This window comes from Streptomyces sp. NPDC021080 (genome assembly GCF_044333225.1).
GTDB lineage: Bacteria > Actinomycetota > Actinomycetes > Streptomycetales > Streptomycetaceae > Streptomyces.
The window spans coordinates 1-14,297 of sequence record NZ_JBIRQM010000004.1; the positions used below are offsets into that span (position 1 = coordinate 1).

Here is a 14,297-nt window from a genome sequence, read left to right on the forward strand (position 1 = left end):
GGCTTGGTCGGCCGCCCACCAGGACTTCCCCGCCGCGGGGTCGGCGGGGGTGGGGCCGTGCCGGTACATCGATGCCCGTCGCCACCGACGACCACACCTCACCCAACAGCGACGGGCTGATGCACCGGCACGGCCCCGACCCGCCCACCGACCTGGCCCCGGTGACGCCAGCACGAGCGCCGACACACGGCCCCGCCCCACCCACCGGACCCGAACCGCACCCGCGCACACCAGAGGCGAACACAGGCACAGACACAGACAAGACCCCGGTCAAGCCGGCGCAGCGACTACCCGGCCACCGCCTCGTACAGGCTCCAGACCCCCAGCCCCATCATCAGCACAGCCGCCACCTTGGTGATCAACGACAGCGGCACCCGCTTCATCAGCGCCTTGCCGCCCACGATCCCCAGCCCCGCGACGGCCCACAGCCCCAGCACCGCACCGAGCCCCACCGACAGCGGGTCGTCGTACCGCGCGGCGAGGTTCGCCGTCATGATCTGCGTGAGGTCGCCGAACTCGGCGACGAGGATGAGCATGAAGCCCGCCCCGGAGACCTTCCAGAAGGTCTGGTTCTCGGGCTTGCGGATCTCCTCCTCGTCCTCGTCCTTCTTCATCAGCAGCACCGCGGCACCGCCGAGGAACAGCACGCCGGTGACGGCGTGCACGATCTGCTGCGGCAGCAGCGTCAGCACGCTGCCCGCCGCGACGGCGAGCGCCACATGGAGGGCGAACGCGGCGGCGACACCGGCGAAGACGTAGGAGGCGCGGTAGCGCGTGCCGAGGACGAGTCCGGCGAGCGCGGTCTTGTCCGGCAACTCGGCAAGGAAGACGACACCGAAGACGAGCGCCATCACGCTGAAGCTGATCAAAGTTCCTCAATCGGTCGGGCTGCCCCGCCGAGAGTGTTGCGACTGCGCGTGCTGTGACTGCGCGACACCTCGGCACGGCAGCACACAGCAACACCCACGCCGGGAGGCGCGGGCACAAGCGCCCACACCGGAAAGGCCCGGCAGGGCAAGTGCACTGCTTGCCGAAGGTCTCGCTGGCCGGCCTCGTGACCGAGGTCTGCCTCCGGGCGCCGGCTCAGACGAGCTGAGCAGTATGTCGACGGTCCGGCGAAGAGCTACTCCCCTTCTGCGCCGTCCATAGTACGCGACCCGCGAGGCGCCCCTCAGGGCCGAAGGTCCCGCGGCCCGGAGATCCGCGGCCCGGAGAAAGTTTCGCCGTGAACCTTGTCATGTCATGAACGCGTCACTATTTTCTAACCGCGCACTTACCTCACGGCTACACGACACCGCGAGCATTCGTTCGCCCGCACTCCAACACCCCCACACATCAAGGGAGTTCGCATGCCAAAGGTCTACGCGCGTCGACGGCTGAGCATACTCGCGGCCTTCACCGGACTGATAGCCCTGGCCGGTGTTTTCAACGGCCCGGCCGCCTCCGCCGCCCTCCCCACCCCGGTCAGCGCGGCCACCGCCCGTACCTACCTCGCGTCCCTCACCGTCGCGACGGAGAACCGCACCGGCTACTCCCGTGACCTGTTCCCCACCTGGATCACGATCAGCGGCACCTGCAACACCCGTGAGTACATCCTCAAGCGCGACGGCTCGGGCGTCACCACCGACTCCGCCTGCGTGGCCACCGGCGGCAGCTGGTACTCCGTCTACGACGGCGCCACCTGGACCGCCGCCTCCGACGTCGACATCGACCACCTCGTGCCGCTCGCCGAGGCGTGGGACTCCGGGGCCAGCGCCTGGACCACGGCCCAGCGCCAGGCCTTCGCCAACGACGTGACGCGCCCGCAGCTGCTCGCCGTCACCGACAACGTCAACCAGTCCAAGGGCGACAAGGACCCGGCCGAGTGGATGCCCCCGCTCAGCTCGTACGCCTGCACGTACGCCCGCGCCTGGGTGCAGGTGAAGTACTACTACAACCTCAAGGTCGACTCCGCGGAGAAGACCAAGCTGACCTCGGTCCTGAGCGGCTGCTGACCCGTTCGTCCCGCACAGACCGGCGGCCGCGGCCGTCCGGGTTCCGGACACCGTCCCCCACGATGTTCCCGCGGTGTCCGGAACCTCCCCGGGAGCCTCCGTCGTTCCGTACCGTACGGGGCGACGGAGGAGGGGGACCACCATGGCCGAACTGCGTCTGGGACCGCTGCTGAGGTACGTGGACGGCTCGTCGGCGACCTTCTGGGTCGAGGCGAGCCGCCCGTGCACCGCCGAGGTGCTCTGCGCGGACGGCGCCCGCGGAGCGGCCCGCACCTTCCAGATCGCGGGCCACCACTACGCACTGGTGCCGGTGAGCGGACTGACACCGGGCACGGTCACCGCGTACGAGATCCTGCTGGACGGCGCGGCCGTGTGGCCGCTGCCCGGCTCACCCTTTCCCCCCTCGGCGATCCGCACCCCCGCGGGCGACGACACCGCCGTTCGCGTCACCTTCGGTTCCTGCCGCTGGGCCTCACCGCCCGCGGACGAGAAGGACCCGGTCGGTCCCGACGCCCTGGACACCCTCGCCGCCCGGATCGCCTCGGCCCCGGACGGCGAACGCCCGGACGTACTGCTGCTGTTGGGCGACCAGGTGTACGCCGACGAGGTCTCCGCGGCGACCCGCGCGTGGATCGCGGCACGAAGGGGCCTCGCGGACCCCCCGGGCCGCCAGGTCGCGGACTACGAGGAGTACACCCGCCTCTACTACGAATCCTGGCTCGACCCGGAGATCCGCTGGCTGCTGTCGACCGTGCCCAGTTGCATGATCTTCGACGACCACGACATCGTCGACGACTGGAACACCAGCGCCGCCTGGCTCACGGAGATCCGGGCGACCCCGTGGTGGCGCGAGCGGGTGCTGAGCGGTCTGATGTCGTACTGGGTCCACCAGCACCTCGGCAACCTCTCCCCCGCCGAACTCGCCGCGGACCTGCTGTACGCGGCCGTACGCGAGACCCCCGACGGCACGGACGTGCTGCGCGCCTTCGCCGCCCAGGCCGACGCCGACCCGGCCTCGGTCCGCTGGAGCTACCGCCGCGACTTCGGCCGGACCCGGGTCCTGATGCTCGACACCCGCGCGGCCCGCGTCCTGGACGAGGAACACCGCGCGATGCTCGACCCCGGCGAGGCGGCCTGGCTGCGCGAACAGGCCCTTCAGGCGCCGGACTCCCGGGACCACCTCCTGATCGGCACGTCACTGCCCTGGCTGCTGCCCCCGCTGATCCATCACACGGAGACGTGGGACGCCGCCCTGTGCCGGGGCGAGCGGGGCGGACGCTGGGCACGGTTCGGCGAGCGGCTGCGCCGCGCGGCCGACCTGGAGCACTGGGCGGCGTTCCCGAAGTCGTTCGGGGAACTGGCCGACCTGATCGCCGAGGCCGGCTCGGGCGAGTACGCGCCGGCGACCGTGTGCGTGCTGTCCGGAGACGTGCACCACGCCTATACCGCCGATCCGGTCTGGGCCGACCCCGCCCGGCAGCCCTCCGCCCGGGTTCTCCAGCTGACCTGCTCCCCCGTCCACAACTCGATCCCGCTCACGGTCCGGCTCGGCTTCCGCTTCGGCTGGAGCCGCCCCGCGCGACTGCTCGGCAATCTCCTCTCCCGGCACGGCCGTTGCCCACGGCCACCGGTCGACTGGCGCAAATCCGGCGGCCCTTGGTTCGGCAATCAGCTCATGACCCTTACCCTGCAAGGCCGTTCGGCCTCGCTGCGCCTCGAACAGGCGCGGCGGACACGGAGCGGCGAGGCAGACCGTGCGGCGGGAGGCGCCCGGCTGACCACCGTGACGGAGTCCCGGATCACCCCGGAATAGACCCATTCCTCACCGCTGTCGAGGCCTTACGGCCTACCGCAGCGTGCGGGCCCGTCAACGTGATGTGACCGACACATGCGTCCCCGGAGGATCTTCTGCCCCATTCGCGGCGTACGCTGTATGGCTGTCACAGGCCGCCACGCCACTCCCGCGAGGAGCGGCGCGTCGGGCTCACGGGGCGGGGCGGTCGGGGGAGAGTTTCGGTGCTGGAGAGTCTGGGGTCGCTGACGGGCAGCCCATGGATCTACGCGGTGATCGCCGTGTCCATCGTTCTTGATGTGTTCCTTCCTGTCCTGCCGAGCGGCGTCCTGGTGATCACGGCGGCGACGGCCGCGGCCGGTTCCGCCACGGCGACCGGCGCCGTCCCCCACTCCGTACCCGACATCCTGGTGCTCACCCTGTGCGCGGCCACGGCCTCGGTCCTCGGCGACCTGGTGGCGTACCGCCTGGCCTGGCGCGGCGGCGACCGTCTGGATCGCGCCATCGCCCGGTCCCGCCGTCTGACCCGGGCGCAGGAACGTCTCGGCGAGGTCCTGGCGCGCGGCGGCGGCGCCCGCGGCCTGCTCGTGGTCGTCGCCCGTTTCGCACCGGCCGGCCGCTCGGTCGTCTCGCTCGGCGCGGGCGCCGCGCACCGCCGGGTCCGCGAGTTCCTGCCCTGGTCGGTCCTCGCCGGGCTCGCGTGGGCCGGCTACAGCGTGGCCCTCGGCTACTTCGGCGGCCAGTGGCTGGGCGCCACCTGGCTCGCGACGGGCGTCTCGGTCGGAGCCCTGTTCATCGCGGGGGCGGGCGCGGCCTACCTCGTGCGCCGGCCCGCGGTACGGGAGCCGGAAACCGGCGCCTGAGCCATAGCCATAGCCAAGAGGACGCGGGGGGACGGGCACACAAGCCCCCCACGCGTACGGGCATACGGGTGCGTCGGCGCACGAGCGCCCCGACACCATGCGCACGGGCGTAAAGGCACGCAGGGCCCCGGCCGCGGGCCCCGCAGGGCCGCGGGCCGCTCTCGGCGCCGCGGGCTCGCTACGCGCCGACCGGCGCGGCGGGCCGCGCCCCGCGTACCTCCAGGTCGTCCAGCAACTCGGCCGTGGCCGCCGCGACCGCCTCGACGGCGCGGTCGAAGACCTCACGGTTGTGGGCGGCCGGGGCGCGGAACCCGGAGACCTTGCGGACGTACTGCAGGGCGGCGGCGCGGATCTCCTCCTCGGTCGCTTCCTCGGGGATCGTGGGCGGGCGAAGTGTCTTGATGCTGCGGCACATGGGTCCAGTCTCGCGCGTCCGGCGCCGTCGTGGTCACCGCTCGCGAAACGGGGCCGCCACGGCCGGGAATAGCGCCGCCGGTTCCGCGGATTGATCAGAACATGACCTCAGTGGAGATCACTTACGTCGGCGGCCCCACCGCCGTCATCGCGATCGGCGGCCTGCGGCTGCTGACCGATCCGACCTTCGACGCTCCCGGCGAGTACCCCGTCGGCGCGCGGAAGCTGGTGAAGACCGCCGGCCCCGCGCTCCCGGCCGAGAAGCTCGGACCGGTCGACGCCGTCCTGCTCTCGCACGACCAGCACCCCGACAACCTGGACGCGTCCGGGCGCGGGTGTCTCCAGGACGCCCCGGTGACCCTGTCGACGGCATCGGCGTACGAGCGGATCGGCGCGCCGGTGCGGGCCCTCGGCTCCTGGGAGTCCGTCGAGCTGGCACGTCCGGACGGCGGGACGCTGCGGGTGACCGCCGTCCCGGCGCAGCACGGCCCCGACGGCTCGCTGCCTCTCGTGGGAGAGGTGACCGGCTTCGTGCTGTCCGGGGAGGGGCTGCCCAAGGTGTACGTGAGCGGTGACAACGCGTCCCTGGACGTCGTACGGGAGATCGCGGACCGCCAGGGCCCCTTCGACGTGGCCGTGCTGTTCGCGGGCGCGGCACGCACCCCGCTGGTGCCGGACGCCCCGCTCACCCTGACCAGCGAGGACGCGGCGCGGGCGGCGGAGATCCTCGGCGCCGTCCGGGTGGTCCCGCTGCACTTCGAGCACTGGGGCCACTTCACCCAGGACGGCTCGACCCTGACGGCGGCGTTCGAGCGGGCCGGGCTCGCGGACCGGCTGCGGCTGCTCGATCCCGGGGCTTCGGTACGGGTGCCGTAGCCGCGCCCACGGCCCCGTCCCCCAATACCCCAGTGATTGCTTGGAGTTCGGCAAGATTCTCCGAGGATTGACTCGGGCGACCGCGGCTTGTGACCATCTCGGGGGCCCGTTCCGGGGTCCCGCGGAGAGAAGCGAGGAACTATGGCGAACGACGCGCTGACGGTGGCCGTGCTGGGGCCGGGAGGGGTCGGCGGACTGCTCGCGGCGCTCCTGTCCCGGGCCGGCCACCGGGTCATCTGCCTCGCCGGGGACGAGACCGTGCGCAAGCTGGCCGCGGACGGCGTCGAGGTGCGCAGCGGCCACTTCGGCGACTTCACGGCGCGGGTCGAGGCGGACACCGAACTGCGCGAACCGGCCGACGTGTGCGTGATCGCGGTCAAGGCGACGGCCCTGGACGCCGCGCTGGACCGCCTCCCGGCGAAGGCCCTGGGCGAGGAGGGTCTGGTCGTCCCGTTCCTGAACGGAGTCGAGCACCCGGCGCTGCTGCGCGAGCGCTACCGCTCCGAGCAGGTGGCCCCCGCGGTGATCCGCGTGGAGTCGACGCGGGTCGCTCCGGGAGTGATCGAGCACGGCAGCCCGTTCGCCGAGGTCGACCTGACCGCCGAGACGGCGCCACGGGCGCGGGTCGAGGCGCTCGCCGGGGCTCTGGAGTGGGCCGGAGTGCGCGCCCGGGTCCAGGACGGCGAGTCGGCGGCGCTCTGGGCGAAGATGTCGTTCCTGGCGCCGTTCGCGCTGCTGACGACGCGGCACGAAGTCCCGGTGGGTGACGTACGCACGCTGCACCGCGAGGAGTTGGCCGCTCTGGTCGAGGAGACGGCGGCGGTGGGCCGTGCGTGCGGGGCCCCCGTCGATCCGGCGACCGCCCTCGCCCGCTACGACGCCTTCCCCGCGGCCACCAAGTCCTCCATGCAGCGGGACGCCGAGGCGGGCCGGACGCTCGAACTCGACGCGATCGGCGGCGCGTTGCTGCGCGCGGCGGAGCGGACCGGGGTTCCGGTGCCGGTGGCGGGCGAACTGGTCCGGCAGTTGACTCCGGTCGCCGGCGCGGACGACTGACGGTCGGGGCGTCCGGGTCTACGGGGCCGGGCGGGCGCCCGAGCGGTGCCGGGCCACGGTGTCGGCGAAGGCGTGCGCCGCGGGCGACAGGGCGTCCCACCGGCGCACGGCCCAGCCGACCGCGAGGGGCGGCAGGGCCGGTACGGGGAGGAAGCGCAGGCCGGGGTGGCCGGGGCCGGGCAGACCGGGCAGGGCGGGGACGACGGCGTGGCCGAGGCCGAGTTCGGCGAGCAGGATCGCGGTGTCCCAGTCGGCGACGCTGGTGTCGGAGTCGCTCGCCGGTATCCCCAACTCCCGGTAGGCGGAGTCGAGATGAGCACGGGAGGTGGACCGCTCGGGCAGTCCCACGATCCGCAGTCCGGCCAGTTCCTCCGCCTCGATCCTCTCCCGGCCGGCGAGTTCGTGGTCGGCGTGCACGGCGAGCACCCAGGGGAGTTCGACGACGGCCCGCTGCTCGATGCCGCGCACAGGAGGGCCGAGGGTGACCCAGGCGAGGTCGAGTCCGTGGTCGGCGAGCGCGTCGAAGCAGCCCCGGCTGGAGTTCTCGGTCCGGAACTCCAGGCTCACCTCGGGGTACCGCCCCCGGAACTCGACCACGGCCTCGGCCATGAAGTGCCGCACGGTGGTGCCGCCGGTGGCGACCCGTACCGTACCGGCGTCCCCGCGCACCAGCTCGTCGAGCCGGCGCAGCGCGAGGTCGAGTCCGGCGATGCCGTCGGCCGCGGCCTGTTCGAGGACGCGCCCGGCGTGGGTGGGCACCACACCGCGGGCCTGCCGCTCGACGAGCCCGAGTCCGACCTCGCGTTCGAGCCGGCGTACGTGCTGGCTCACCGCCGACTGCGTGCAGCCCAGTTCCCGGGCGACGGCGCTCAGGCTCCCGGCCCGGCAGACGGCGACGAACACACGAAGATCATCCAGGGTCACGGCCCCAAGGTACCCACGGGCCGCCGGAGTTGGGCGGTCAGACCCGGGTCTTGTCGAGCAGCTCGAGGATCTCCTCGGTCGTGCCGGTCTCGCCGAGGCGGGGGAAGATCCGCTCGACGCTGTTGCGGTGCGTCTCGGGGTCGAGGTCGGACATGGCGTCGGTGGCGAGGGTGACGTGGTAGCCGTGTTCGTGGGCGGCGCGTGCCGAGGACTCCACACCGATGCTGGTGGCGATGCCGGTCAGCACGATCTGGGTGATCCCGCGGCGGCGCAGCTGCAGGTCGAGGTCGGTGCCGTAGAAGGCGCCCCAGTTCCGCTTGGTCACGGTGATGTCCCCGGGGTGTCCGGCGAGGTCGTCGACGATGACGTCCCAGCCCTCCGGGAAGGAGCGGGCGCGGCTCGGGCCGTCGATCCGGCCGGGGGTGGCGTCGGCGCCGTCGGCGGCGGCGGTGACCCGGACGAGGACGACCGGGAGGCCGTGGCCGCGGAAGGCGTCGGCGAGCCGGACGGAGCGCTCCACGACGTCGGCGGCGGCGTACGGGGCGAGGCCCGGGTTGCCGACGATGCCGTGCTGCAGGTCGATGACGACGAGCGCGGTGCGGGGATCGAGCGTGGTGACTGCCATGTCAGGCCTTTCGGGGGGTGGGTTCGCGAAGGGATCGGTCGATGAGGGTCACGGCCAGGAGCAGTACGGCCCCGGCGAGCATGAAGAGGGCGAGATGGTGCAGGCCGCCGGTGTCGGCGCCGTGGGTGAAGAAGGCGGCGTCGGCGGCGGAGGCGGCCATCGCGCCGAGGTACATGAACGTGCGCAGCAGCCCGGCCGCCGAGCCGATCCGGGCGGGGTCGGCCTGCCGGTAGAGGGCATTCTGATTGGCCAGGCCATTGAGTCCCTGCGGCACGCCCATGAGTGCGCCGACGGCGGCCAGGAGCCAGATCGCGCTGGTGGAGTTCATCGTCAGCAGCGCCGTACACCCGGCGATCTGGACGAGGCTGCCGACCACGAGCTTGGCGCGGACGGCATCCCGCCGCCCGGTGATCGCGGAGACGACGAGTCCGCTCAGGGACAACGGCAGCAGGACCAGCCCGGCGCCGGCCGCGCGCAGCCCACGCCCCTCCTCCATCCACTGCGTGAACCCGTAGAGGAAGGCGTACGCGGTGGCGTAACCGAGGAACTGGCGCAGGAAGGTGGCGAGCATCGGTCCGTTGCCGCCGAGCACCCGCAGGTCGATGAACGGGGCCGGAACCCGCAGTTCCCGCCGCGCGAAGGCGGCACCGGCGACGAGCGCGAGCACCGGCAGCCACCAGTCGGCGGCGCGCGGCCTCATCAGGAACAGCATCAGCGAGACGAGCAGTGCGGCGAACAGCGCCATGCCGGCGAGATCGACGCCGGGCGTCGCGTGGTCCGGGTGGGCCGTCGGCTCGGTGGCCTTCGGCAGCCGCAGGGCTCCGAGGACCAGACAGGCCAGGGACAGCGGCACGTTGACGAGGAAGATGGTGCGCCAGCCGCCCACGCCGATGAACAGGCCGCCGAGGGTGGGTCCGACCACGGCGACGGTCTGGGCGGAGACGGCGAGCGCGGTCAGGACGCCGGCCGGGCTGCTCCGCCCGGTTCGTTCGGCCTCGCTCCGGGTCAGATGCATCGCGGCGGGGTACGCGGCCGAGGTGCCGAATCCGAGCAGCACCCGGGCGGCGACGAGCGCGCCGAGGTTCGGAGCGAGGGCGCCGAGCAGTCCGGCGACGCCCACCAGGGCCGTACCGGCGAGGTAGAGGCGGCGGGGGCCGTACAGGTCGACGAGCCGGCCGATGACGGGCTGCCCCACCGCGGTGGCGAGATAGAGCCCGGAGACGAGCCACGCGGTCTCCGCCGGGGACGCCCCGAGCGCTCTGCCGATCGGCACCAGCGCCACCGCGATCATGGAGGAGTTGACCGGGTTCAGTACGGACCCGAGGACCATCGGGGTGATCAGCCGGCGGTCGAAGCGGTCGGGCGGCCGGTGCCGTGCGGGGGTGAGCCGGTGCCGGAGCCGGCCCCGGAGGGCGGGTATCACGACCGGGTGAGCCGTTCCAGCAGCGCCATCGCCGCGATGACGGTCTGCCGCTCGTCCTCGGTGCAGCGTTCCTCGAAGGCTCGGGCGAGCCACTCCGAGCGGGCCTGCCGGGTGCCTTCGACGCGCTCGCGCCCGGCGTCCGTGAGCGTGACCAGCTGACGCCGGCCGTCTCCGGGGTCGGGGTTGCGCTGGATGAGTCCGTACTGGTCGAGGGTCGCGAGCGTGGCGGCCATCGACTGCGGGCGCACGCCTTCGGCCGCCGCCAGGGCGCTGGCCGTGGCGGCCCCGCTCTTGCTCACCAGGGTGAGTGCCGAGATCTGCGAGGGCGTGAGGTCCTGTGTCCGCCCCAGCGCCTGCCCCCGGGTCTCCCCCTGGGCCTGGGCCCGGTCCGGCGTCTCGGACACCTCGCGGATCCGCCGCCGGAGCAGGCTGAACGCGACGCGCAGATCCTGCGCGGCACGCGCCGCGGAATCCGAGACGCCCACGTCGTTCGGCCGGTCGCCGCTCTGATCCATACCGTCACGGTAAAACGCCCAGCCCAAACTGTCCAGTTCGAACTGCGCAGTTCAACCTGTCCAATCTCCTCGACTCGCCGGCCCCACCCGTTTCACCCGCCTCATTCCCCCCATTTTCATGGAACACATGTTCGGAACACTCGTTCGCGTGAAGTCCCTGAAGGAGCTCGCACCACAAAATCGAACAGGCGTAGCATTGCCGCGTGGCTGCGACCTATGACTTTCCAAGTGACCTCCTCGCCGGTCAGGAGGAGCTGCATCAGGTCCGGGCCGAGCTGCTGGCCCTGCTGAAACGACTCCCCTGGTCGGTGGAGCCGCTGGACGGCTTCAGTGACACCGGCGGCTGGCGCAAGGTGGAACGCCCCGCCTCCCCCGGCTGGACCGACGACGAACAGGCCGAGGTCGAAAAGCTCCGCCGGCGCGAGCGCGAGCTCACGGTGTTCGTCTCCGGACACCGCTTCTGGTCGGAGGTCCCCCCTCCGGACAAGGTCGACGCCCGGATGCGGCTGAAGCACACACGTGACACGTCGTCATGAGGCGGCGCGGGACGGGTCGGCGCTGCCGAGTACGGCTCGTTGCGGCCCGGGCGCGTTCGTGCCGTCAGGGGTGGTCGGTGCCGGGAACGGGGCCGCGGTCCCCGGCGTCGTACGCCACGGCATCCCGGCGCCGTACTCCTCGACGTCCGTGGTGCCGTACTCCTCGACGTCCGTGGTGCCGTACTCCTCGACGTCCGTGGTGCCGCGTCGCTTCGCGCGCCCACCGAGGATTCCGAGCACCCCGCCGAGCAGGATGAGGACCGGGGCCACACCGGCGAGTTCGGCACCCACCGCGAAGGACCACCCGGCCGTCCCGTCCGCCGGCCACCGGCGCCCGGTCAGTGGTCGATGGTGCCGTGGAGGACAAGGAGCGGCAACAGCAGGGCCAGGACGCCCTGGAGGACGAGCAGCGTCACCAGGGCGATCATCAGGAGCGTCGCGAGCGTCCCCCACAGGCTGCCGCTCGCGATTCTCCGCAACCGGCCCTGCACCGAGCCTTCTTGAGTCACCGGCCCTCCTCGCCCGGACTGTGTACCGCGGGCGGCGCGCTCACCGGAACGGCGCTCTCGAAGTCGGTCAGCGTGAGCGTGCTTCGGAAACCGGGGTCGGACGTGAAGCGGACGTCCTGGCGTACGCGTACGATCCGGCCCTCCTCGTCGATCCATACGTCGGCGTCGATCGCGGTGGCGGGGCGCAGGTTGCGCCCGCTGGTCCTGTCGACCGATTCGATCTCCTTCGGAGTGAGGCGGCCCGACACACGGACTGGTTCGCTCCCCCGGTGCACCGATCCTCCGTGCTCGAGGATGAGCTCCACGTACTGGGGAAGCCGGTCCACGGGAATGCCGCCCTTGGCCACCGACGCGGGGAACTCCTGCCACACACCGTGTGAGCCGGTTGCCCGCCGGTACACCTTCTGACGGGTGATCACGACGTCCTCGGTGTACTGCTCGGTCTCGTCGGTCGTGCGCCCGGTGAAGGGCGCGTTGAGGTTGACCCGTCCGGTCACGTGCTGCAGTCGTCTCGTCCCGGACTGCGTGACGGCGTCGATCGCGGCCGAGCAGGGGGTGTCGTCGGCTGCGGCCAGCCGGTCGTGAACCACCTGCCGGCCGGTCTTCGTTCGCGCGGGTGAGCCCGTGGCGCACGCCGAGAGCATCAGTGCCGAGAGCGCCAGAACCAGGGTCGTCGTCCGGTGGTGGATCAAGAGTGAGTCCTTGGAGTACCAGGCCCGAAGAGGCCGGACCGGTCGTTGCCGAGCGCCCTCCGGCGACCCGGTCCCGCCAGGGCTGTGCAGCGCCTCTTCCGGAGCTTCGGGGTCGCCGCCGACCCACGCCACCGCCCGGTTCGGATCCGGGGCGACGGCTTCTCGGTCCCCGGACACGTCACGGATCTGCTGGAGGGACCATCCCGGGGGAAGCCGTGCGGCCGTCATCCACGGATGATCTCATCCGCCGGATGTGAAGCACCGCTCGAGGGGCGAGGCCGTTCACCTGCGTTCACGGTCGGCTTCCCCTACGCTGCGGCCCACGGCACGCCGCCGTCATGGCCCGGGGGGAACATGGTGGAGCAGCTTCAGAGGCTCGTCGTCCGCTACGGCGACCACGTACAGAAGCCCGTGCGCTTCCGTCCGGGGACATGGCGCCCGCGGTTGGTGCCGCACGGGGCTGCGCACGTCCTCGATATCGGCGTCGAATCCGCGAGCGGGTCGGGCTGTGACCGTCTCGTCGAGCGCGACGACTTGGCCCGTCTCCGTGACCGCGCCGGCGGTGACCCCGACGGCCTGCGTGACCTGTTCGTGGCTGTGATGATCTGGGGCTCGGGCACCACCAACGGACGCGGGCCGCGGTACACCGAAGCGGCCCTGTCCGACCCGCGCATGCCCACGGTCCTCCGGACCACGCGTGAAGCGGTCCGGGGCGGAGACTTGAGCGGGGCCTACCGGCAGTTCGTCCTCAAGGGAGTGGGGCGGTCCTTCTTCACCAAGTGGTTCGCGGCCGTGGACGACCGTGAAGCCGCGTGTGACCGGGCCCTGATCCTCGACGACCGGGTCTTCCGTTCGCTGAACGCCCTCGGGTGGTCCAGCCGGAAGGCGGCCGGCACCCGCCATTGGCCCACCCGATACGCCGTCTACGTCAGTTCCGTGAACGACTGGGCATCGTCTCTCGGCGTCACGCCGGACTGGCTCGAGTGGCTCCTGTTCCATCTGAACGGCCGGGTGGACGAGACCTGAACCCGAGACCCGACCCCTGGGCGGATCCGCCACTGTCGCCCACCGACCTACGGCAGGAGCCATCCGACGGGCTTGGGGTGCCTGCACCGCCGACGTCCGCGGTTCCCCCTGACTCCCCGCCCGTTCCGGCACGGTTGCGGCACGGCCGTGGGGGGAGGTCAGGACGAGGGCTCGACGGTATGGCCAAGGGCGACCAGCCCGAGCCCGATCACGAACAGGGTGGCGCTGCCGAACCCGAGACAGGCGACGAGCACCGCGCCGACTCCCCAGAGTCTGGGCTGTCGGACCCGTCTTGCGAGGCGTCGGCCCGGCAGACGTCCGAGCAGCAGGGCGTGGATGCCGAGAACAGTGCCCGTGAGGCAGAGCCCACCGACGATCACGATCAGCGGCAGGAGCACTGTCGCGAACGACGATGACATGGCTCCCCCTCCGTACCTCCCGGTTCTGTCGGTCAGCTTAGAACTGGGTCCGACGGGACGAAGCACGGGTGCAGGGGCCTGGCTGCCAACGGCCACGAAAACCGTCGTGGCGCGAGTCACCGCGGGTTCGAATCCCCGTTGCCGCCCGCTGGATCGGGCACGACCGGGGCACGACGCCTTCCGATCCGTAGCTCTGTGGGGATCGATCGCCGACGGCCATACTGATCATGCCGAGATCCTGCACGCACATCGCCGACCGGGGTGGTTGCCGTACTTCGCTGCTGCACCGCAGCCGACCAGCGGCCGGAACGGCGGATCACGTGTGGTCATCGTCGGCGTCTCCTGCGCCTGCGGGGCGAAGTGACGCCGGTCGTGGGGCTGGGCGAGGGAGCGGCGTTGGTTTTTCGGGGAGTGCTCGCACTGCTCGCGGGCAGTGCTTTCACGGCGGTGGCGTGCGGCTTCCGTGGTGTCGACGTGTGGGTGTGGGACTGGGCGGACGTGGTGTTCACGCGGCGGACGCGGTACGGAACGCCCTGGTCGAGTTTTGCCGCCATGCGGATCCAATTCGGAATCGTGGGAGTCGTTCTGCTGGCAGCCGGACTGCACTTCCTGGTCCACTGAGCCCTTTCCGGC

General features: G+C 72.0%; 18 protein-coding genes. 8 read left to right on the top strand and 10 right to left on the bottom strand.

What is annotated here, in order from left to right; genetic code table 11:
- Nucleotides 1-287: 287 nt before the first annotated feature.
- On the bottom strand, nt 288-869 hold the full coding sequence (locus ACH4S8_RS10740; RefSeq protein WP_398392374.1) for a TMEM165/GDT1 family protein: 582 nt from the start codon (nt 867-869) through the stop codon (nt 288-290).
- Nucleotides 870-1,349: 480 nt separating this feature from the next.
- On the opposite strand from ACH4S8_RS10740, the gene ACH4S8_RS10745 reads away from it, so the two are divergent.
- From ACH4S8_RS10745 to ACH4S8_RS10755, 3 genes are all read left to right on the top strand, one after another.
- Entirely contained in the window at nt 1,350-1,994 is a 645-nt protein-coding gene (locus tag ACH4S8_RS10745) for an HNH endonuclease family protein (protein ID WP_398392375.1), read from the top strand.
- Nucleotides 1,995-2,136: 142 nt separating this feature from the next.
- Nucleotides 2,137-3,807 (top strand): alkaline phosphatase D family protein, encoded by a 1,671-nt coding sequence (locus ACH4S8_RS10750; protein WP_398392376.1) that lies wholly within the window; start codon nt 2,137-2,139, stop codon nt 3,805-3,807.
- Nucleotides 3,808-4,010: 203 nt separating this feature from the next.
- On the top strand, nt 4,011-4,649 hold the full coding sequence (locus ACH4S8_RS10755; RefSeq protein WP_398392377.1) for a DedA family protein: 639 nt from the start codon (nt 4,011-4,013) through the stop codon (nt 4,647-4,649).
- 178 nt (nt 4,650-4,827) lie between these two features.
- Here the strand turns inward: ACH4S8_RS10755 and ACH4S8_RS10760 are convergent, their stop codons facing one another.
- The gene (locus ACH4S8_RS10760) at nt 4,828-5,064 is read right to left on the bottom strand and encodes a DUF2277 domain-containing protein (protein ID WP_398392378.1); all 237 of its coding nucleotides are present in this window, start codon (nt 5,062-5,064) and stop codon (nt 4,828-4,830) included.
- Between the two features lie 101 nt (nt 5,065-5,165).
- Here ACH4S8_RS10760 and ACH4S8_RS10765 point away from each other — a divergent pair, with 101 nt between their 5' ends.
- Together ACH4S8_RS10765 and ACH4S8_RS10770 are read left to right on the top strand one after the other, a co-directional pair.
- A complete protein-coding gene (locus ACH4S8_RS10765) occupies nt 5,166-5,939 on the top strand; it encodes an MBL fold metallo-hydrolase (protein WP_398392379.1) in 774 nt (257 codons plus the stop codon).
- A 141-nt stretch (nt 5,940-6,080) separates the two neighbouring features.
- Nucleotides 6,081-6,995 carry a ketopantoate reductase family protein gene (locus ACH4S8_RS10770; protein WP_398392380.1) on the top strand — a complete coding sequence of 305 codons (915 nt, stop codon included), beginning with the start codon at nt 6,081-6,083 and terminating at the stop codon, nt 6,993-6,995.
- Between the two features lie 18 nt (nt 6,996-7,013).
- Here ACH4S8_RS10770 and ACH4S8_RS10775 read toward each other — a convergent pair whose 3' ends face one another.
- From ACH4S8_RS10775 to ACH4S8_RS10790, 4 genes are read right to left on the bottom strand one after another with little or no spacing between them, the layout of a single operon-like run.
- Nucleotides 7,014-7,919, bottom strand: a complete 906-nt coding sequence (locus ACH4S8_RS10775; protein WP_398392381.1) for a LysR family transcriptional regulator — start codon at nt 7,917-7,919, stop codon at nt 7,014-7,016.
- A gap of 37 nt (nt 7,920-7,956) precedes the next feature.
- Entirely contained in the window at nt 7,957-8,544 is a 588-nt protein-coding gene (locus ACH4S8_RS10780) for a hydrolase (protein WP_398392382.1), read from the bottom strand.
- A gap of 1 nt (nt 8,545) precedes the next feature.
- Nucleotides 8,546-9,967 (bottom strand): MFS transporter, encoded by a 1,422-nt coding sequence (locus ACH4S8_RS10785; RefSeq protein WP_398392383.1) that lies wholly within the window; start codon nt 9,965-9,967, stop codon nt 8,546-8,548.
- Complete coding sequence (locus ACH4S8_RS10790; RefSeq protein ID WP_398392384.1) at nt 9,964-10,482, bottom strand: MarR family winged helix-turn-helix transcriptional regulator; 519 nt, start codon at nt 10,480-10,482, stop codon at nt 9,964-9,966. Before ACH4S8_RS10790 ends, ACH4S8_RS10785 begins: the two co-directional genes overlap by 4 nt.
- 203 nt (nt 10,483-10,685) lie before the next feature.
- Here ACH4S8_RS10790 and ACH4S8_RS10795 point away from each other — a divergent pair, with 203 nt between their 5' ends.
- Nucleotides 10,686-11,018, top strand: coding sequence for a hypothetical protein (locus ACH4S8_RS10795; protein ID WP_398392385.1), 333 nt, complete (start codon nt 10,686-10,688; stop codon nt 11,016-11,018).
- On the opposite strand, the gene ACH4S8_RS10800 is transcribed toward ACH4S8_RS10795, so the two are convergent.
- From ACH4S8_RS10800 to ACH4S8_RS10810, 3 genes are read right to left on the bottom strand one after another with little or no spacing between them, the layout of a single operon-like run.
- Complete coding sequence (locus ACH4S8_RS10800) at nt 11,013-11,309, bottom strand: hypothetical protein (protein ID WP_398392386.1); 297 nt, start codon at nt 11,307-11,309, stop codon at nt 11,013-11,015. The two genes, ACH4S8_RS10795 and ACH4S8_RS10800, sit on opposite strands and share 6 nt — an antisense overlap.
- 47 nt (nt 11,310-11,356) lie before the next feature.
- The gene (locus ACH4S8_RS10805) at nt 11,357-11,527 is read right to left on the bottom strand and encodes a hypothetical protein (RefSeq protein WP_398392387.1); all 171 of its coding nucleotides are present in this window, start codon (nt 11,525-11,527) and stop codon (nt 11,357-11,359) included.
- Complete coding sequence (locus tag ACH4S8_RS10810; protein WP_398392388.1) at nt 11,524-12,219, bottom strand: hypothetical protein; 696 nt, start codon at nt 12,217-12,219, stop codon at nt 11,524-11,526. The genes ACH4S8_RS10805 and ACH4S8_RS10810 overlap by 4 nt, the downstream gene beginning before the upstream one ends.
- Nucleotides 12,220-12,573: 354 nt before the next feature.
- Here ACH4S8_RS10810 and ACH4S8_RS10815 point away from each other — a divergent pair, with 354 nt between their 5' ends.
- Nucleotides 12,574-13,245, top strand: coding sequence for a hypothetical protein (locus ACH4S8_RS10815; protein WP_398392389.1), 672 nt, complete (start codon nt 12,574-12,576; stop codon nt 13,243-13,245).
- A 158-nt stretch (nt 13,246-13,403) separates the two neighbouring features.
- Here ACH4S8_RS10815 and ACH4S8_RS10820 read toward each other — a convergent pair whose 3' ends face one another.
- A complete protein-coding gene (locus ACH4S8_RS10820; protein ID WP_398392390.1) occupies nt 13,404-13,664 on the bottom strand; it encodes a hypothetical protein in 261 nt (86 codons plus the stop codon).
- 396 nt (nt 13,665-14,060) lie between these two features.
- Here ACH4S8_RS10820 and ACH4S8_RS10825 point away from each other — a divergent pair, with 396 nt between their 5' ends.
- Nucleotides 14,061-14,285 (top strand): hypothetical protein, encoded by a 225-nt coding sequence (locus ACH4S8_RS10825; RefSeq protein WP_398392391.1) that lies wholly within the window; start codon nt 14,061-14,063, stop codon nt 14,283-14,285.
- Nucleotides 14,286-14,297: the final 12 nt, after the last annotated feature.